At 41.2% G+C, this 18,719-nt stretch carries 15 protein-coding genes, 2 rRNA genes and 1 pseudogene; all 18 read right to left on the bottom strand.

Features of this window, described 5'->3' with window-relative positions:
- Window positions 1-66: 66 nt before the first annotated feature.
- On the bottom strand, window positions 67-1,530 hold the full coding sequence (locus tag BUB68_RS10930) for a nucleoside-diphosphate sugar epimerase/dehydratase (protein WP_143188158.1): 1,464 nt from the start codon (window positions 1,528-1,530) through the stop codon (window positions 67-69).
- A gap of 11 nt (window positions 1,531-1,541) precedes the next feature.
- On the bottom strand, window positions 1,542-2,576 hold the full coding sequence (locus tag BUB68_RS10925) for a glycosyltransferase (RefSeq protein WP_073091271.1): 1,035 nt from the start codon (window positions 2,574-2,576) through the stop codon (window positions 1,542-1,544).
- An 18-nt stretch (window positions 2,577-2,594) separates the two neighbouring features.
- On the bottom strand, window positions 2,595-3,986 hold the full coding sequence (locus BUB68_RS10920) for a radical SAM/SPASM domain-containing protein (protein WP_073091268.1): 1,392 nt from the start codon (window positions 3,984-3,986) through the stop codon (window positions 2,595-2,597).
- Between the two features lie 325 nt (window positions 3,987-4,311).
- Window positions 4,312-5,376, bottom strand: a complete 1,065-nt coding sequence (locus BUB68_RS10915; protein ID WP_073091266.1) for a 3-oxoacyl-ACP synthase III family protein — start codon at window positions 5,374-5,376, stop codon at window positions 4,312-4,314.
- Complete coding sequence (locus BUB68_RS10910) at window positions 5,366-5,602, bottom strand: acyl carrier protein (RefSeq protein WP_073091263.1); 237 nt, start codon at window positions 5,600-5,602, stop codon at window positions 5,366-5,368. Before BUB68_RS10910 ends, BUB68_RS10915 begins: the two co-directional genes overlap by 11 nt.
- Window positions 5,603-5,621: 19 nt before the next feature.
- Entirely contained in the window at window positions 5,622-6,428 is an 807-nt protein-coding gene (locus tag BUB68_RS10905; RefSeq protein WP_073091261.1) for a GNAT family N-acetyltransferase, read from the bottom strand.
- 2 nt (window positions 6,429-6,430) lie between these two features.
- A complete protein-coding gene (locus tag BUB68_RS10900) occupies window positions 6,431-7,963 on the bottom strand; it encodes an amino acid adenylation domain-containing protein (protein ID WP_073091259.1) in 1,533 nt (510 codons plus the stop codon).
- Between the two features lie 13 nt (window positions 7,964-7,976).
- Window positions 7,977-9,485: an amino acid adenylation domain-containing protein gene (locus tag BUB68_RS10895; RefSeq protein ID WP_073091256.1), complete on the bottom strand. Its 1,509-nt coding sequence runs from the start codon at window positions 9,483-9,485 to the stop codon at window positions 7,977-7,979.
- Window positions 9,486-9,508: 23 nt separating this feature from the next.
- On the bottom strand, window positions 9,509-10,261 hold the full coding sequence (locus BUB68_RS10890) for an SDR family NAD(P)-dependent oxidoreductase (protein WP_073091254.1): 753 nt from the start codon (window positions 10,259-10,261) through the stop codon (window positions 9,509-9,511).
- Between the two features lie 11 nt (window positions 10,262-10,272).
- Window positions 10,273-11,028, bottom strand: a pseudogene (locus tag BUB68_RS10885) (SDR family NAD(P)-dependent oxidoreductase).
- 1 nt (window position 11,029) lies between these two features.
- Window positions 11,030-11,251 (bottom strand): hypothetical protein, encoded by a 222-nt coding sequence (locus BUB68_RS10880; RefSeq protein WP_073091252.1) that lies wholly within the window; start codon window positions 11,249-11,251, stop codon window positions 11,030-11,032.
- A 24-nt stretch (window positions 11,252-11,275) separates the two neighbouring features.
- The gene (locus tag BUB68_RS10875; protein WP_073091249.1) at window positions 11,276-11,917 is read right to left on the bottom strand and encodes a NeuD/PglB/VioB family sugar acetyltransferase; all 642 of its coding nucleotides are present in this window, start codon (window positions 11,915-11,917) and stop codon (window positions 11,276-11,278) included.
- Window positions 11,918-12,955: 1,038 nt separating this feature from the next.
- Window positions 12,956-14,065 (bottom strand): DegT/DnrJ/EryC1/StrS family aminotransferase, encoded by a 1,110-nt coding sequence (locus tag BUB68_RS10865; protein ID WP_073091244.1) that lies wholly within the window; start codon window positions 14,063-14,065, stop codon window positions 12,956-12,958.
- Between the two features lie 81 nt (window positions 14,066-14,146).
- The gene (locus BUB68_RS10860) at window positions 14,147-15,643 is read right to left on the bottom strand and encodes a CDP-glycerol glycerophosphotransferase family protein (protein ID WP_073091242.1); all 1,497 of its coding nucleotides are present in this window, start codon (window positions 15,641-15,643) and stop codon (window positions 14,147-14,149) included.
- 207 nt (window positions 15,644-15,850) lie between these two features.
- Window positions 15,851-16,996 carry a hypothetical protein gene (locus BUB68_RS10855; RefSeq protein WP_073091240.1) on the bottom strand — a complete coding sequence of 382 codons (1,146 nt, stop codon included), beginning with the start codon at window positions 16,994-16,996 and terminating at the stop codon, window positions 15,851-15,853.
- A gap of 252 nt (window positions 16,997-17,248) precedes the next feature.
- The gene (locus BUB68_RS10850) at window positions 17,249-18,175 is read right to left on the bottom strand and encodes a tyrosine-type recombinase/integrase (protein WP_073091237.1); all 927 of its coding nucleotides are present in this window, start codon (window positions 18,173-18,175) and stop codon (window positions 17,249-17,251) included.
- Between the two features lie 142 nt (window positions 18,176-18,317).
- A 5S ribosomal RNA gene (gene rrf / locus BUB68_RS10845) occupies window positions 18,318-18,434 on the bottom strand.
- Window positions 18,435-18,619: 185 nt separating this feature from the next.
- Window positions 18,620-18,719 (bottom strand): 23S ribosomal RNA (locus BUB68_RS10840); the annotation flags it as partial.

Here is an 18,719-nt window from a genome sequence, read left to right as displayed (position 1 = left end):
TATTTCATATAATATAATAAAAATCATCGAAAGATAAAAACTATACGTATTAATCAAAAATACTGATTAATGATACAAACAATAGAATTCCAACCATCTCTCATATGCATTTTCAGAGCTATCACGCCATAATCTTAGCTTAAACTGATACTTGTACCAATATAGCATTAAATTATCTGCAATTACAACGTAATTCTTTAAAAAATCCGCGTATTGTTCAAAAAGTCTTTCTTCTGAAACATTCTCTATATATTCATTAAAAAAAGTACGAATTATAAACAATTCTGCATTTAGGAACTTACTAAAAGTATGCCCATTATTTTTCACAGCTTTGCTTCTTAAAAATTCTGTAAATCCCTCATATCTATAATTTGAAAATCGATCCGAAACACATCGAGATATATTAACCAATTTATAAAAATAATCTTGATGTTTTCGAACATAATCACATTCATGGATTTCTATACGATTATAATAAAGTTTCTCCATATCCGATAGCGAACCAAAAGAAAGAAAATCTGCAATAAAAAAAGGGAATCCAACATGAGCTTCCACAAAGCAAAGTCTAGTTTTCAACTTATCACCTCCCGGCAAAAAATTATTCAACAAGCCCTGTAAATAAATTAAAAAATCTTTCTTATTGATTCTTTGATCAGTTCTGCATTTTAACACATATTTAGCCTTAGTATAGTCAGAAATATACTTTATCCCCAATCTACTACTGGTAATTTGATAATTCACATGGCAAAAACCAGGTTCGCTAGGCAATTCATTTTCTAGAATAACAATATCTAAATCTTTACAAGCACATCTAAAACTTTCATCAGTCTCACCCAACCATGTTGATATAACAATTGGAACGTACGGATACAATTTTCTATAAAAAGCTGCCGTATTTAATGTAAAATCATGAGCGGTACAAATCGGTCCCTGCATTACGATAGCTACATCATGAATTGGAAAGGATGGTAATCGTCCATAGCCAACACCTTTCTTCAAATTAACAATTTCACCATGTATGACAAAATCAGGATCATCCTCATCATCATTGCAAATAGATGTAATCGTTCTAAAAAAAATATCGGATGAATGCGCCCCCGATAAAAGTTTATTCCTTACATCCAAATCAGAAAAAATTGAAGATAATTTTTCAGGAATAAGTTTATCCGTATACATTTTCTGTAGTTCAACTGAAGCACCATGACTTATTCCATAAGCCGGAACATAATCTGGCAATAATGCCTTAACTTCATCCTGAAACATGCTGGACATTGATAGAACAACGCCATCGTATTCATTTATTTCATTAATGATTTCATCAATTTCATAGACTGGCAATCCGCAAAACATTTCACTTTTCTTATTTCGAGTAACGACAAACCCTGTAGCCTTTATGCCAAAATATTGCAATATACCAGCATATGTTGCGCCAAAATCACCAGCTCCATATAAAAATAATCTTGACTTTCCCTTGCAGAATAATAAAAGATCATTCAAATTCGCATCCACATTTATTCCTTCTTCCAACAAACTATATCTCTTTATATCTCTATTTTTCTATCTTCATGCAATATATACCAATAATATAGCTTTATCGCAATAGTTTTTATCAAAATCCATGAATATATCAGCTTTTTGTCGGATTCAGACCATATATTCCATAAAACCTGACGATTCCTTTTTGTATTTTTCTTTAGCCAAATACTGATTGCCGCCACAAATCTATCTTTCTTTATAGATTCAAGACTAAAACTACCGTCACATTCCTTATGAATAAAATTCTCTATTGCCTGCATCATCCTCACATCTTCATCACGCAAGTTTTTTTTTTGATATTGAGTCATAAAATTACCTGTATTTAAAATTCGATAACACATCACTATGTTCTGTGTACAATAAATGTTTCCCATCAAAAGGCCATATAGAACACTAATTCTATCTCCTACAGTTGAGTGTGACAGAAACACATCTTTCATTTTCTTTTTCTTCGCAAAATCAAACCGCAACATCATTGCCGATACATGGCCTGGCATCAGCCATTTTTCAAAATCTTCTCTTGTAAATTCATCCCTTTCAAACACAAAAAAGGAACTATTCCCCATAATGTCATCAGGAAGAGGGCTATCCGTCTCATCAATTAGTCTCACCCTGCCACATACACCACCATATTCAGGATGAGTCTCTAAGAAATCAACCTGCTCTTGAATCCTGTTATCATCACACCAACAATCGTCTCCATCACATGATATAATATACTTTCCCTTTGCTCTGCACCATAGGTCATATCCATTTCTCGTTGCACCAAGATTCTTCTCTCGTAGCACTGGAACCACAATATTGGGATATTCATCCGCTATTTTTTTTATAATCTTAGGTGTTTTATCCGTAGATGCATCATCGCCTACAATAAGTTCATAGCAATAATTTGTTTTTTGAGACAAAATGCTTCTCATTGCCTTTTCAATGAACTTTTCATGATTATATGTTACAAGGGTAACACTTACAACAACTTCGTCAGTATTATCTTTTAGCATTTTTATCTCCGCATTCATCATAAAACATATCGCAAACTTCATTTAATAGCTATCACTCTATCAGGCAATCAAGACCATAAGTTCATCAATAGTTACAATTTTTCTCTTGTAGCCTGCTCGTTTGAGCATTTCCTTCACCATGATAGCTGACTTTGTAGTCAAAGCAATAATCACAGGCAGATCCTTATCTAAATGATCAAAATTAGATACTCCCATAATAGGTATGTTCTGATACACATTTCCAGACTGCCCTCTGTCCATCAAATAGGGAACTATCATATCCTTGGATAGTATTTTAGTTAAAAATCTACCTGCTGTTGTCATTGCGTAAATCATGACTGTTTCAGAATCTAATACATTCTTAACTCTATCGCTGAAATCATCTATACATAAAATCTTATCCATTAAGCGGAACTGGCTCATACTTTTAGGATAAATAGCCTTCCCTAGACCGCTTTCTTTTCCACCACCCCAGTCGTGTACCTTGGGATGCTTAAAAATTTCATGTTTCATAACCTGCAGGAATTCACCATGATATGGATTATCTGCGTTTCTGACATCCTTCATCCAATCATCCAGACCTGGATCAACCCATGGCTCGTAAGGACGCAGCCTTACATAATCAGCGCCAAACTCCTCTATACAACGCCGTGAAAATTCAGGCAGGGTACGGAAATTCCCCTCCTGATAGACCGTGGCCAGTTCCAAATGGTTAATTATACCTCTTTCCCTAAGTTCCTTCACAAATCGAAGATTGTCAATAATATTAGAGACTGGCAGCTTTGTTCCAGATAGATACTGATATGCTTCCTCTTCAAAGCTCATTACTGTAATTGCGACTTCAAGATTAAAACGGCTTAAATTCTCCACCTTTTTCCAATTCTTTTCATTAAAAAGCGAACCATTAGTTTCTATTCCAGCCCTACATTCTTTTGCTGGGTAGTTCGGTTCCCAATTCTGCATCAATCTCATAATATGCTTGCTGACAAAAAATTCTCCTAGCCCATTCGCAGTTAAATGTTTTACATACGGGAGAACTTTTTTTAATTCATTATCAATATGATTGTACTGCTGTTCTAAAATCTCCTGACGGCTTCTATTATACTCCATACATGAAGGTATAGTACAAGTCACACAATGATAATTACATACATTTTCATAAGCAAGATGCAATTCTTGTGGAAATTTTGGAACCTCATCCACATTCAAAGAATGCTTATCTACATTATTGTTTGCCACATAAGGGCATGCGTTCGGATTACAGTTACTATAATCCTTATCAAAATGCTTTTTTCTTATAAGGTTTGCTTCTTCACTATTATAAATTTCTTCCATTGATGCTTCTGATAATTTTCCTATAACGCCACCATCATACTGCCAACTACAATTTCTTACAATTCCCTCAGCGTTGATGATCTGTATGAAATTCAACGCACGTTCACATATTCTCATAGATATCAAGCTCCTTTTATCCCACGCCCAGTTCATCTAGCACGCAATTAAACAGCACACAAATCGTCTTCCACACATCCGCTGAGTATTGCCTTATATATAACTGACAATCTTTAATCAAGTAAATTGAAATATTCTATCAAAAATTTCATTTTTTAATTCTATCCCAATCTTTGGTCTTTGCGTATCAAGAATCATAGCCACACTCTTCAAATTTAATTTATTTCCAGTTACTTCACTATTTATATGTTCAATATCTTTATTATTTTTTTAAGAAACTGACATTTAGCCCCCTCAAATTTCAAAAAATTATGTAAAGATTTTTTCACATATCTATCAATCGACAAAAGTCTAACTTACAAACATCCATCACCAACGCCCCCCAAGTCAGCCCCACTCCAAACCCGGCAAAGCAAATCTTATATTCTTCCTGCTCCAGCTTCCCCCCAATGTTATAAACCACATTAGTCGGTATAGTCACACCGCTAGCGTTGCCGAAGTAGGTGACGATGTTGCTGGGCATTTTTTCGTAGGGCACATCCAGCGCCTCTGCCAGTTTATCCACCATAAACTTATTGGGTTGATGGAACATCCACCAGTCGATTTTCTCCTTGGGCATTTGAATGCGCTCCAGCAGGCTTTCAATGAGCTTCGGCACCTCAGTCTGGACGAAATAGAAGACCTCGCGCCCACCCATAACCAGGTTGTCAAGGCTACGGCTATTGCCTTCCTCATCCTCATGCATGATGGCAGTTTCCTGTGTGCTAGGAGTGCGGAAACCACCTGCAGGGATGATGAGCATCTCAGCACGACTGCCATCCATGCGAATCTCGCCCTGTATCAAGTTTTCTTCAGGACAGCTTTCAACGATGGTGATGGAGGCAGCATCGCCAACTAGGGGATAGCTGTTCCTGTCGGCCTTAGACACCTTGCGGCTCAGGACATCGGCGTTTATCATGACCACCTTGTTCACCGTGGGCTGATCCAACAGGGCAAAGGCCTGCATCAGGCCCACCAGGAAGCCAGCACAGCCCTGGTTGATATCCATGCAATAGACATCTTCCGGCAGTCCCAGTCTGCCATGAATAATATTACTAGTGGCTGGCATGAAGTAATCCGGGGACTGGGTAACAAGTATTAGGGCATCTATTTCGTCTTTCTTCAAGAGTCCTTCCTTGAAGAGATACTCCATGCCAAATACTGCTATATCCGACACGCACACATCATCATCAAACATACGGTGCTGCTCGTAGCCCATAACCATCTTCAGCCGCTTGTTGCGGGCCTTGTCAGCCTTGTAATTCTCCATTTCCTCATCAAAGGTGCGGATATTCTTGGGGACAATGGTCAAAAGGCCCGTGATTTTCTTGTTGCGATACTCAAATATCATCCTCTACTCCATACCCCTTCATCAGCTTGCGGATTTCCTCCAGATTGCAGAAATGCTCCGGCACTATATCCGTGCCCTTGATTTTCGTGTGGTACTCCTTGTCCAGAGCCGCTACCAAAGTTATCAGGTCAAAGGAATCAAGGTAACCATCCTCGAAAAAATCATTGCTGCCTGCAAAGTCATACTCAGGGCGAATCTCTGCCAAAAGTTCAATAATTTTTTTCATACGAACCTCACCAAATCTTTTATCTAACTAAACAATATACATCATCCACAAGAATATCATTAATAAATCCCATTTTTTCGTACTTCTTTATAGCCCTTATATTATCTTCCCTCACCCATACCAAAACCTGCGTTGCATCTTTATTGGCAGATAAAACATACTTCATAAGCTTGGCACCAAAATTACGACTACGATATTCCGGATTGGTCAGCCAATACCTAATCATGGCAATTTTTCTTATCCGTTCTATCCAAAGGAACGCTATAAGCATGGAGTTATCTTTTATAACCATAATCTCCTTATTACTTATTGCATTTTTTATTTCATCCAAATCAGGTATTTGTTCACATAGTTCATCGAATTCACTATGAAGCATGTCATATACGGATTCTGCATCATCCACATCTGCATAATATATATCATCAAAATTACATGATTCATATATTTTGGCATCAAACTTCATGCGGTGCAGACGCACTCTCTTATCAAACCCTGCCTTAAGGAAAGCATTTCCAACAGTGCATTCAGTACCATTTCTCTGCAGTACATCTATAGATAATGTTTCCGTTGTAGAATCAAGCAAGCCCTTTATACTTGAAACTAATCCATCAAAGGATGAAGCGAAGTAGTATACTAACGAGAAATTATTTCTCTTGCGAAATATAAACACTACATTCTTGTGCCGATACATCATCAGTTGCTGTTTACTAATCCACACTTCTGCAACGCCATCAGATATGTAGTAATTCGTATACCACTCATCCCCCAATTCTTTCACTTGAGTGATGGCGTCCTTAATTTCCTGTATATCCTCTATCAGCCGCATTTTCACTCACCTTTATGACACACATACTCATCCTGCAGCCTTTTCCTGTCTATCTTCCCATTAGGATTTCTGGGCATTTCCTCTACCCTGTAACAGATATTAGGCAGCATATACTTTGGCAGCACTTTGCCGATGCCTTCGCGGATATCCCTGAAGGGGATTTCCTCCCTGCCCTCATAGATAAGGACTATCTTCTTTTCCCCATGGTCATAGAGCACACAGGCATTGTCTATCTCCGTCATCCCTACCGCCACAGCTTCGATTTCTCCCAGCTCAATACGATAGCCTAGGTGCTTCACCTGAAAATCCCTGCGCCCCAGGAAGATAATTTCTCCATCATCCCTGCGGCGCACCATATCGCCGGTGCGGTAGATAATCTCTATGTAGGCTTTGTTCAAGGGATTCTGCACGAAAGCCCGTTCGGTCTTTCCCTTGTCACGGTAATAGCCCATAGCCAGGGATGTACCGCTGACGCAAAGCTCGCCTGTTTCTCCTGCCTGGCATTCTTTGTCTTCCTCATCCAGAATGTAGACCTTGGTATTGGGGAATACTTTGCCAATGGGCAGTTCACCCTTCTCGATATCTTCCTTAGTAACCTTGTGATAGAGGCAATCCACGGTGATCTCGATAGGGCCGTACATATTGATGAACTCTGCTTGGGGCAAGTGCTCCCTCCAGTAGGCCAGATGTTTGAGAGGAAAAACCTCCCCGGCAAAAAGCACCTTTTTCATCTTCTTCAGAGGATGGCCAGCCAGAATATCCAGATTGGCCATATTCACCATCACCGTAGGCACCCAGCAGATGAAGTCTATCTGCTTTTCCTCCAGGAACTCCGCCAGCCTCTCCGGGAAGATGGCGAGATTCTCTGGAATGCAGACAAACACCGCCTGTTTCCAAAGGATCAGGTAAAACTCCAAGGTGAAGATATCAAAGTAAACCGGTGAAAGACTGCCAATGCGCTCACCATGGCCGATATCCAGCACCCTGCACCCCTGATCGAGGAAATCAATGATACTCCTGTGGTTCATGACTACCCCTTTTGGGGTACCCGTGGAACCGGAAGTGTTGATGATGCAGAGCGGGTCAGTGTCCACGATACCTGCCAGTCTCTCCTTGATAACCTCAAGGTCATAGACCTCTCCTTGAATATCCTCAAGGCAGATGACCGGCACATCCCCTGCCTGCTCCAGTTTAGCAGCAAGGTTACTGGTTGTAAGAATGCACAAAGGCTGCAACTGCTCGATAATCCGCTTGGTGCGTTCTTCCGGCTGGCGGATGTCCAGATTGCTGTAGGCATTACCACTATAGAGAACAGCCATATCCACAGCCATCTGTTCCGCGCATTTCGGCAGGAATATCGCCATGGGACGGCCGGTGTCCGAAAAGTTCTTTATCAGCTGCTCTCCCAGCACTCCGGCTCTGTCGAAAAGCTCACCAAAGGAAGTTTCCTTTCCTTCCTCCACCACCGCAATCTTATTGCGTATGGCTTCATCCGAAACATAATTTAGCCAGTATTCCACCACATTTATCTGCATAGCAACGCCCCCGTTAAGCCGGGCAAAACATCGCTTTCAGCTTCACCCGGTCAATTTTTCCATTTTGATTCAGCGGCATGCTGCCCAGCTGATGGCAGAGCCTTGGCACCATATAATCAGGCAAGAGGTCAAGGAGGCTTTTCCTCAGTTCCTTTTCCTCAAAATCTCCCGTATAGCAAAGAATCAACCTGTCCTTTGTGCCATCAAAGAGACAACAGCAACTATCAATCCCATCAAGAGACGAAGCTGCCGTCTCAATCTCTCCCAGCTCAATACGGTGGCCCATATGCTTCACCTGGAAATCCTTCCTGCCGTCATACATGAGTTCTCCCCGCTCATTGTAGTGAACCAGGTCGCCTGTGCGGTAGATGATTTCAGGATAATCAGGATTTAAGGGATTTTGCACAAAAACCTCGGCTGTCTTCCCTGGGTTGTTGTAATAGCCATACGCCAGGGATGTCCCCCTGACGCAAAGCTCACCCTGCTCCTGTCCCGTCACCAGTCTGTTATTTTCATCCAGCACCAGCACCGTAGAATTCCGACAAGGAACACCGATGGGCAATGGCTCAGAATCTGCAAACTCCCTATCCACCATATAGTAGGTGCAATCCACGGTAATCTCCGTAGGGCCATATAGATTGGCAAAAAGAGCCTCCGGCAAAGCCTTGCGCCAAACATTCAGCTGCTTATTTGGCATGACTTCACCGGCAAATAGCACCTTCCTCAGACAGGAAACATCGCAGGCCTCCAGCACCTCAAAATTAGCAATGGTGCAAAGTACCGAAGGCACCCAAAATACCATGTTGATGCCATGCTCCCGCACATATTCCAACAGGCGCAAAGGAAAAGCAAACAACTTCCGAGGAATGATGTGCAAGGTCGCACCGGTGCTCACCATCTGATAGATGTCCAACACGGAATTATCGAAGTAAAAGGGAGCTTGGTTCCCTATGACATCATGCTCATCTACTCGAAAAGTCTCAGTCACCCACTCCGTATAATCCATGACTGACCGTTGTCCAATGGTGACTCCCTTGGGAATACCCGTAGAGCCGGAGGTAAAGAGCACATACAGCACATCCATCGCACTGATTCTGCCCGCTACTTCTGCTAACTTGCCCTCATTGGCATCAGCTTGCAAAAGATTTGAGATGAGGAGTTTTTTCGTTTTTCCCCCCGCGAATATTTGTGCATCAACAAATTGCTTTTCATCAGTTATAATAGCTGCCGGCTCCAGCACTTCAACAATCTTCCGCAATCTCTCGGTCGGCATTTTGCTGTCCAGCACCGTGTAAAAATTCCCGGAATAAGCAGCTCCCAAAAAGGAAACAACTGACTCAGCACTCTGCTCCAAATACACTGCCACAGGCCGATGGAAGATTCCCAAGCCAGCAAGTTCTGAAGCTACCCGACGAGCACTATCACGCAGCTGGGCAAAGGTGAGCTCCTTCTCACCGTCAACTATGGCAGTTTTATCAGGAACTCTTTCTGCGTTTGTATCAAGATAATCTGTGATAACCACTAAGCTACTGCCTCCTTCAAAATTTACAACCCTCTTCCATCAGTCACATCTATAGTTCTGCCACCATCAACTGTAAGTTGTTGTCCCGTCATCCAACCAGAAGCAGGAGAAATCAAAAACTCCGCTACAGAGGCAATATCCCGAGGCGCCCCTGGCCCTAAAGGAACATTTCCCTTAGTCTCATCGCGAACAGCTTCTGCATTGTACATGGCCGTAGTCATACGAGTAACCATGCCTCCGGGCAGGATAGAGTTCACCCTCACCCTTGGAGCAAGCTCTATCGCCAAATTACGCATCAAACCATCTAACGCAGCTTTTGAAGATCCGTACACACTAAAAGCTACTGCGCCTCGGTTGCTGATGTTACTGGAAATAAACACAACCGACTTCAACACCTGTCCATTAACCCTTCTGGAACTCAACAATTTGACCAACAAGGCGGGAGAATACACATGCAATGAGTATGTACTTTGGAAATCCTCAAGTTTTAATCCTCTCAATGGCAGCATTTTAAGCATTCCTGCCGAGTAAACCAACGCCTCCACCTGAACTCCTTGTTCCTTGAGCCAGGCTGAAAACTGTTCTTCCAACTTCTCCGAGCAAGTAAGATCATAATTCCAAATAAGTATATCCTTACCCTTATCACAGAGTTCTTTGGTCTCCTGAAGTCTTGCTTCATCTCTGCCGTTCAGGATAAGATTCCTGCTCGTAGACAGGCGTATGGCCGTTTCACGGCCTACGCCTGAGGAAGCGCCAGTAATCAATACATAATCCATCCTGTATCACCTCACTGTGCCGTAAAGCCACCATCTACACTCAGCACCGTACCTGTAATCCACTTAGCTGCATCCGACAAAAGAAATGCAATGGCACAGGAAATATCTCTCGGCTCGCCCCACCCCAACGGATGCATAGCGCCTACACGCTCAGAATAAGCATCATCTAAAAAGCTTGTATAGCGTTCTCCCAAAGAAGTTTTTACAAATCCGGGAGCTACACAATTTACTCTGATATTCTTAGGAGCAAACTCCATAGAAAGAGCCTTTGTCAGACCAACGATAGCTACTTTGCTGACAACATATGCTACACTAGAAGCAGAACCTACAAGGCCATAGACGGAAGATATAAAAACAATGGAACATCGTCCCCCATTGTACATCCCTTTACGCGAGAACAGCTTTGCCAAATGCAGACCTGCTTGAGTATTTATCTTTTGTACCTGTTCATACATCTCATCCGTCAGCCCACGCAAAGGCACAATGGAAGGAATACCTGCACAGTGAACCAGACCATTAAACGCTCCCATCTGCTCTTTGCCCTTTTGGAAAATATCTTTAAGACTGTCAAACTATGTAAGATTACAAACATAGCAAAGACCTTTATTATCAATGAGTCGGTTAGTTTCTGCCAGCCCTTCCTCATTCATATCCAACAACATGCACTTAGCACCCATTTCATGCAAAAGCATTGCCGTATCCCTGCCAATGCCAGATGCAGTTCCAGTTACTATGATATTTTTATCATTTAGCTGAAAAGGATTCATATCACGGCTCCATAAGCTTCAATGCATCACTGACCTTGACCACAGCAGACATATCTTTAGGCGTTATCCTTTTACTGCATTTTGATTGCAGTAAAGATAAAAATGCCAGTTTAGACAAAGAATCCCAATTCTCATTAGTTGTCAAGTCGTCATCTTCATGAAGTTCTTCAGGAAGTACATCCATAGCTTCCGCCAATAGATTTATTTTCTCATTGATATCCATTTCAAAAACTCCTATCTACTTAATTCACTTTACAATAGGTACAGCAGGATTACCAAAAACTGTAGTACTAGGCTTTACTTTCCTCAAAACAACACTTCCGGCACCTACAGTAGCATAAGCGCCAACTCTTCCATGAGGAAGTATCCTAGCACCGCTACCAAACATGACCCCCTCTTCAAGCTGGCTATAGCCAGTTATATCCACATAGCTCATAATACTGACATAATCATCAATCCGTGCATCATGCCCCACTGCTGAAGCAGTATTTAAAATAACAAAATCTCCTATAACAGCATGATCTCCTACACAAGTTCTAGGACCAAACATAACTCCTGTTCCGTAACTTACATTCCCTTGAATAATTGCAGTATTATGAATCAGTGATATGAATTTCGCTTCCTTAACTAGCACACTCTCTACTATCTTTTTCCTAACCTGCCCATTGCCAATGGCACAGAAGAACACATCATCTTCAGCTATCTCATAGCTATTAATATCACCTAAAACTGGCAATTCCAATTTCTCATACTCTTCCATATCCAGTCTTACATCGCCATCAAGGAAGCCCTTCAAATCCCACTCTTCCCCATAACCGAATGAGTCCTGCGCATGCCAGTAAACTTCCCTAGCAAAACCTCCCACGCCTATGATAATCAAATGTTTCAAGTAAATCCCTCACTCTACATAACAGTCATTTATGCTAAGCTAGCAAATAATAACTCTTAATTAATATAAATCTTCATTCCAAAGTCGCCTTCTATAACCAAAGTATCATCTACAAATCTCATTTTGTTATAGCTACAACTATATTTACCATAAAGACCTAAATCACGAAAATCATTTAGTCCTACCTCCTCCCAAAATATAAATACGCTCCGTAAATTGGAATCTCCATATTGTGTTGGATATACTTCAACATGTACATTCATTTCAATCTTATTGTCTTCGCCTTTTCTTCCATAAGTGATTGTTCTACAAGAGTTTCATTCATATTTATCTTCAAATGCTTTAGCTGCTCATTCAGAGGCTAAAGCTTCTGAATTTGATAACTCCTTCCCCATCTTTCATTCTCCTTTATCAAAAACATAATTACAATGCTGTATCTAATATGTCCTTATTTTATTTTTTGCAAATCATGTTCATTCCTTCTATCTCTAGCTCTTCATATCAAAGGCAAAGTCAGTATATTTCTGACAAAAGCCTTTGTTTGCTACAGGCAACAAATCATTTCTGTACCTATTTCTAATACATGCCTAGTCACAGGTAAATGGATAAAAATACTTCCTAGCAAAAATTCTATTTTCTACTGACTTATCATAAACTTCATTGAGACTTAGCGGGAACTACTTCTTAACAATCACAGAAAAATATGTATAATTAGCACTCTCCGCACTTTCCGAATTCAAGAAGATAATACCAGGAATATTACCCGAATTATCCCTGTACCTCTCGCACACTCTACAGCTCCCCTCGATTGCTATGCAATGTCGCTTCAAATTGCACATCCCCATAATAGCCGCCAACTCATTCATCTTGTCATTTACTCCCACGACCACCACCAATTCGAGTCCACGAATGCCAAAATTCTTCAGATTATAGAGTACATCATACTGCTCCTAACAAGTGACATATTCCTGTGATAAATATACAAAATGAGATATCATAAAACACTTGCATTTTTCTCCTTGTACAACAATTATAAACTCACTTTTTCTTCACACATAGCACAACCTCACAAATCTTGTCTACATCATCTAACGCCAAATTCGCATAAAGTGGTAGTGTCAACACTCGTTTACTGATATGTAATGCCACAGGCGTTTGGCTTACATCGAATTTTCCATGAAAACAATCAAATGTATTGGTTAATGGATAAAAATACTTTCGTGCCTTAATTCCTTCTTTTTCCAAAGCCATAGCAACATCATTTCTTGTAGCTCCGAAAACATTCTCATGAATAATCACTGGGAAATACGCGTAATTTGGCTCTACATTCTGCTGTAAAGGACTCAGTTGTATTCCTTCTATATGATCAAGATTTTCACGATACCTATCTGCAACCATCTTTCGTTTTGCAATTTCTTCATCAATTATTCTTAAGTTGCAAATTCCCATAGCGGCGCAAAATTCGTTCATTTTCGCATTCGCTCCGATTCCATCCACGCATTCTTCATCACGAATACCAAAGTTTCGCAACTTGGACAATCTACGCCCTATTTCTAGATCTCGATAACATGCTGCTCCGCCTTCAATAGTATGAAATACTTTCGTAGCATGAAAACTAAAACAGGAAACATCACCAAAGGCAGCTGTACTCACTCCTTTATATTTCACGCCAAAGGTATGTGCAGCATCATATATAACTTTGATACCGTAACTCTTCGCAATCTGTTCAATTCGCTCAACATCACAGACATTCCCATAGACATGCACGGGCATAATGGCTGTTGTACGATCTGTTATCAGTGCCTCTATCTTCTCCACATCCATAGTAAAATCAACTGGATTAATATCGCAGAATACAGGTTCCAACTTATTACGTACGATGGCATGCGTTGTAGATGCAAAAGTAAACGGAGTCGTAATAACCTCTCCTGAAAGTTCCAAAGCTTGAAGTGATAACTCCAGTGACAAATGTCCATTCACAAATAAGCCTACATTAGGTACATCAAGATATTTCTTCAGTTCTTCCTGAAGTTGTCTATGTTTTGTTCCCATATTCGTTAGCCAATGCGTATCCCAAAGTTCTCTTATTTCACTAATATAATCATCCATATGTGGCATAGAAGAACGTGTCACGTTAATCTGTCCCATTGTATCACCCCATCTCTAAAATAATCTATATATTCTTGAATATCTGTATTTTTCGTTAATTAGTTCTAGAGTTTTTAGACTTCAACTATCCTTTTCCAGCCATATTTTATCCCACTTAGGTCTTTCCACTAAATCTGTTACAATGTTCTCAAAAGTAACGTTTTTCACCGTTTCAATAAGATCAAATAGGTCAAATGGCTCTCCTTCCATCACCAAGCCAGATTTAAAATCCTTCGGTATATCTTCTTCTTTATATTTTTTTCGAAAAGAATGTTTTATTTCTTTTATCTCTTCATATTGTTGTATCAATATCGGCTTGTGTGTTCTGCTATATAGTTTATGAACACTACTACCATCACCGTAATAAGCATCGCTGAAAGCTATGGCACGATGCAAATCTCCTGTCTCGTCATAAATTCCCCATTGTTCTTTTACATATTCCTTTTCTATCTGTAAATATTCTTTTTCAATTTGTGGACACATGGAGTGTATAGATGCTTTCATTAAAGGATGTGGACGCCACCAAAGTAATACATCTTGTTGTTTTCTAAATATATCAAATACACTTCGAAGTTTATTACAAACTTTATCCGTATTTGCCAGCATAGGTGTAAGACTTGTAATATATAATATGACTTTTTTTCCAGCTATCATATTTTGCCATCCAACTGGTATATCAAAGTCCTCCCGCTCACTATTTATTACCTTATCAATTTTAGGAGAACCTAATCCCAAAATCCGTTTCTCCCAGTATGATCTATTCGTTTGATTTGTTCTCTTAGTCAAAACACTAATATATTTATCACGAATCGACTCTGATTGCACGATTACTCGATCTGAATTTATTACGCCCAAACTCAAGGCAAAATTACCAACATCATCCTCACTGCAATTTTCATCAAAAACAAAATAAGGAATATACACGAGTTTGTCTGTGCATTCCTTCAAATTTCGCGAATAAAAACGACTCTCCACTGATGTAACACGATTCAGATCATCATATGGATTGTGAAAAAAAATTATATCGGGATGCCACTCTTTTAGGTCTATTGTCTGCCAGTCTAGTGTTTTCACATATTGGGGAAACATCTCCTTTTCACAATGCCATTGTGCCACACTGCCATCTGGATTGCGATCACAATATGGGATAGGGATTACATAAGTATTGCAATGTTCCTTATCCTCATAGGCAGCTTTCCACACGCTTTCGAAGCTGTCCCACATGGAAGCTTTGTAGGGCAAGAAGACAATGTCTTTCTTGATTTCCTTTTCCTGCCGAAGATTGTTGGTTACCTGCAATATGATTTCCTGACACAGGCCGATGCACTGGGCAAGTTCCTCCTTGCTTGTATGCTGCCAGTCTGTGGATTGGATTACTTGTCCTAATGCTTGCAGGGTGTCCGTATATTCAGCGGTCTTTTCCTTGCTGAAGTCCTGCTGACATTTAGAAGTTACTGTGTTCAGGATATCCAGCACCATGATTTGTTGCTCTTTGTCCTGCAATTCCATTTGCGGCCACATTTCATTCAGCTGCAGCAGGAGTTTGATTAATTCTTTTTGGGTGCTACGGTTCATCATGGTGCTGTCACTCCCATCTATATTAGCCTTGCGGCTTGCAAGCGATATAAGGTATAACGGCAGTGCTTGCGCTTCGCTCCCTTGTACGTCAGGCTTGCTGTTCCAAGGGTCTTGGCCTGTCCGTTTCGCAAGGTTTTACACTTGCCTACTCAGGCCGTTGTGTATTTTGTTAAAACTTTTTCCAGTCCGAAGGCTTCGGTAAAATGATTAACATTTATCTGGAAAGGTTGGTTTCCCGTATATCTCCTGGACTTCGATGCCTCGCAGTTCACATTTCAGTTTCAAGCGTCTGCGGATGTAGCCTCTTTGCCAGAGATTCAGGCTGTGGTTCCGGTATTTATTGCCGTCGCGACTTTGTGCTGCGGGCATCTTCGGGATACAGATAATGCCCGGTTCTTCCGTATCCAGCATTAGATTGATTGCATGGTTGATATAGCTATGCAGCTGTTCTTCCAGACGATGACGCCTCATCAAATATTTCTTTTGTCCTGGAGTATTTCCGGGCTGGTTGGTGATGTGACGTTGATGTCTGGTCAGAACAACCAGCTTTTGCTGATATTTGCCAAAATCCCTGCCATATTCATGGCCTTGATCCGTAACCAGCATACTGTGCCAGCCAATGGTGACACCAATCGTTTTTGTGCTGGTGGTTGGTTTTGTTTTTACTTCTACGGGTATCTTTATTTCCACACCCGCTACCTGTGGTTTCAAAAGTATCTTGATTTCCCGATCATAGATGTTTTTATCCGTCAGAGGAATAAAAACACGTTTGCGGGGAATGGCAGTAGATATATAGATACCTTGATTCTTGTAACGATAACCGGATTTAGGCGGAACACTGAAACTGAATCTCTCCTTGGCGGCCAGTTTGGCAGGCATTGCCTTACGCACCTGACGGCAAAGATAGTTATCCAACACCCGCTTATCCCTATTGAATATCTCTGGCAGCTCAACAGCTTTCCTGTTCAGGATTGCCGCCAGATGCTGAGGCATTTTCAGGACATAGCGCAGATAATGTTTTGCCTCATCAGCAAAATCTGGATGCTGACTGACATTTCTCTGTACCTGCTGACGGACAGCCGTCCATTGTGCCTTGATATTGCCCAAAGCCTCATTGATGGCCAACACCACGTAAATTGTCGGCAGGTTGACCGTTTTACGAAAATCGTCGTGAAGGAGTTCCTGTTGGATTGTGTACCCCTGATAGACCTTGGCCAGACTTTTTATGCCACTGTACCGCTGGTAGATATGATTTTTGACTTTGCGGTACTCCTGTGCCACAGTCAGAAGTTTTTCCATATCCTCATCAGAAATGGGTTCTGCATTATATTGGCGCACAATTTTCCTAACCAAAACATCTCCCCTAAATTCGTAAAACTGCACTTTTACGAAAAGTATACAAAAATCGTCGAAAAAAGCAGGAAATAAGTGATTTTTGTAGAAATCATAGACTAAGAAAGATAACTGGAGTCTGCTTTTTCGAGTCGATATCTGCCGAAAGCTTTGAGATACGAGGTTTTTCGGGGGATTCTCGTAAAAGTGCAGTTATACGAAAAGAAGCCATCAGCAACTTGCCTTATCAGGCAAGGGCTGGTGGCTTTTTTATCATTGATATGCATTGGCAAATTTATTGATTTGCCGGCGTTTATAATTCAAATCTGGATGAACGTAGTAGTTCAGAGTGACAGATACGCTGCTGTGGCCCAGAAGTTCGCTGAGGACTTTGATATCCATTTTCTGTTCCAGACAGCAAGTGGCGAATTTATGACGTAACTGATGAAAATTAAAGTCTTTTATCTTATGACGGCGCAGATATTGCGCGAACTGATATTGAAGACGGCGGGGATCCATGGGGCTGTCCTTGCTACCGAAGATAAAATCTGTTTTTTCCTTTCCTATACAGATGCGTTGGATACGTGTCCATAGCTTGTCCGGAATCGGAATGATACGGCGGGACTTCTTGGACTTAGGGCTACTTACAACCAATCTTGTTCGCAAAAGATCATGCGTTGTCCTGATACGCTGAACGGTATGACGGATATAGATAAGCCGTTCCTTTTCATCAATATCCATGCACTGCAAGGCACAGCATTCTCCCAGACGGATACCCGTAAGAGAGGCCAGCGCTATGCAGTCAGCAATCAGGCTGTCATCGCCCTGGATAACATGCTGCAGCCTGCGCCAGGTAGTATTGGCAATGATCAGGCGCTCACCATAGGCTGCGGGCAAGCAGATTTCTTTATAGTCGGTGGCTATCCCATACTTTTCCTGCGCGAATTTCAGGATATTCCGAAGCAATATAACCTGATTGCGCAAGGTCAGTGCCGACAGATTCCGTTTGGCTTGCAGATATTTTTGCACCAGCTGCTCCGTGATTCTTGCTGGCTGCAAAGTCCCAAAAATCGGTGACAGATAATGTTGCCAGCCATAATGATAAATGGCATTGGTTGAGGACTTTACCCGGGACTTTTGAGCGATCAGCCATGCTTGGGCGATTTCCTCCATGGTGGTATCCGGATTGCGTTTTCTCATATGGTATCCCTCCATTTCTCGTACTGCACACGTTAGTTTTAGGATACAAAATAATGAGACACGAAAAAAGCACCCCTGCGGGTGCTTCGCTTAACTGACAAGAAAAAGGCTTACCGACCTTTCGTCAGCAAGCCTTTAACTTAACTGGCAACGCCCTATCCTCCCAGTCCGTCTCCAGACAAGTACTTTCGGCGTATGAGTGCTTAACTACTGTGTTCGGTATGGGAACAGGTGGAACCACTCAGCTATCGTCACCAGATATTCAGTTGAGTATGTACTACTCAAAACTATACAGAAGAAATTTCTATGTCGAACATTCTAGTCTTGGCGGTCAACGTCAGCCAATCATCTGCGCCTTTCAGGCTTGATTCTTGGGACGTTTTCGCATGCGGCTTGTTTCCCAATCATTTCTCGCTTTCGCTCGAATTCTTGGACAAGCCAGCAAAAGTTAAGCCCTCGATTTATTAGTATTGGTCCGCTACATGCCTTACGGCACTTCCACTCCCAACCTATCTACCTTGTCTTCTTCAAGGAATCTTACTGG

The sequence above is a fragment of the Pseudoselenomonas ruminantium genome (assembly GCF_900142515.1).
GTDB classification, from domain to species: Bacteria; Bacillota; Negativicutes; order Selenomonadales; family Selenomonadaceae; genus Selenomonas_A; species Selenomonas_A ruminantium_D.
Note: the sequence above shows the minus strand (reverse complement) of the source record. Positions and strands in the feature narration are given on the sequence as shown.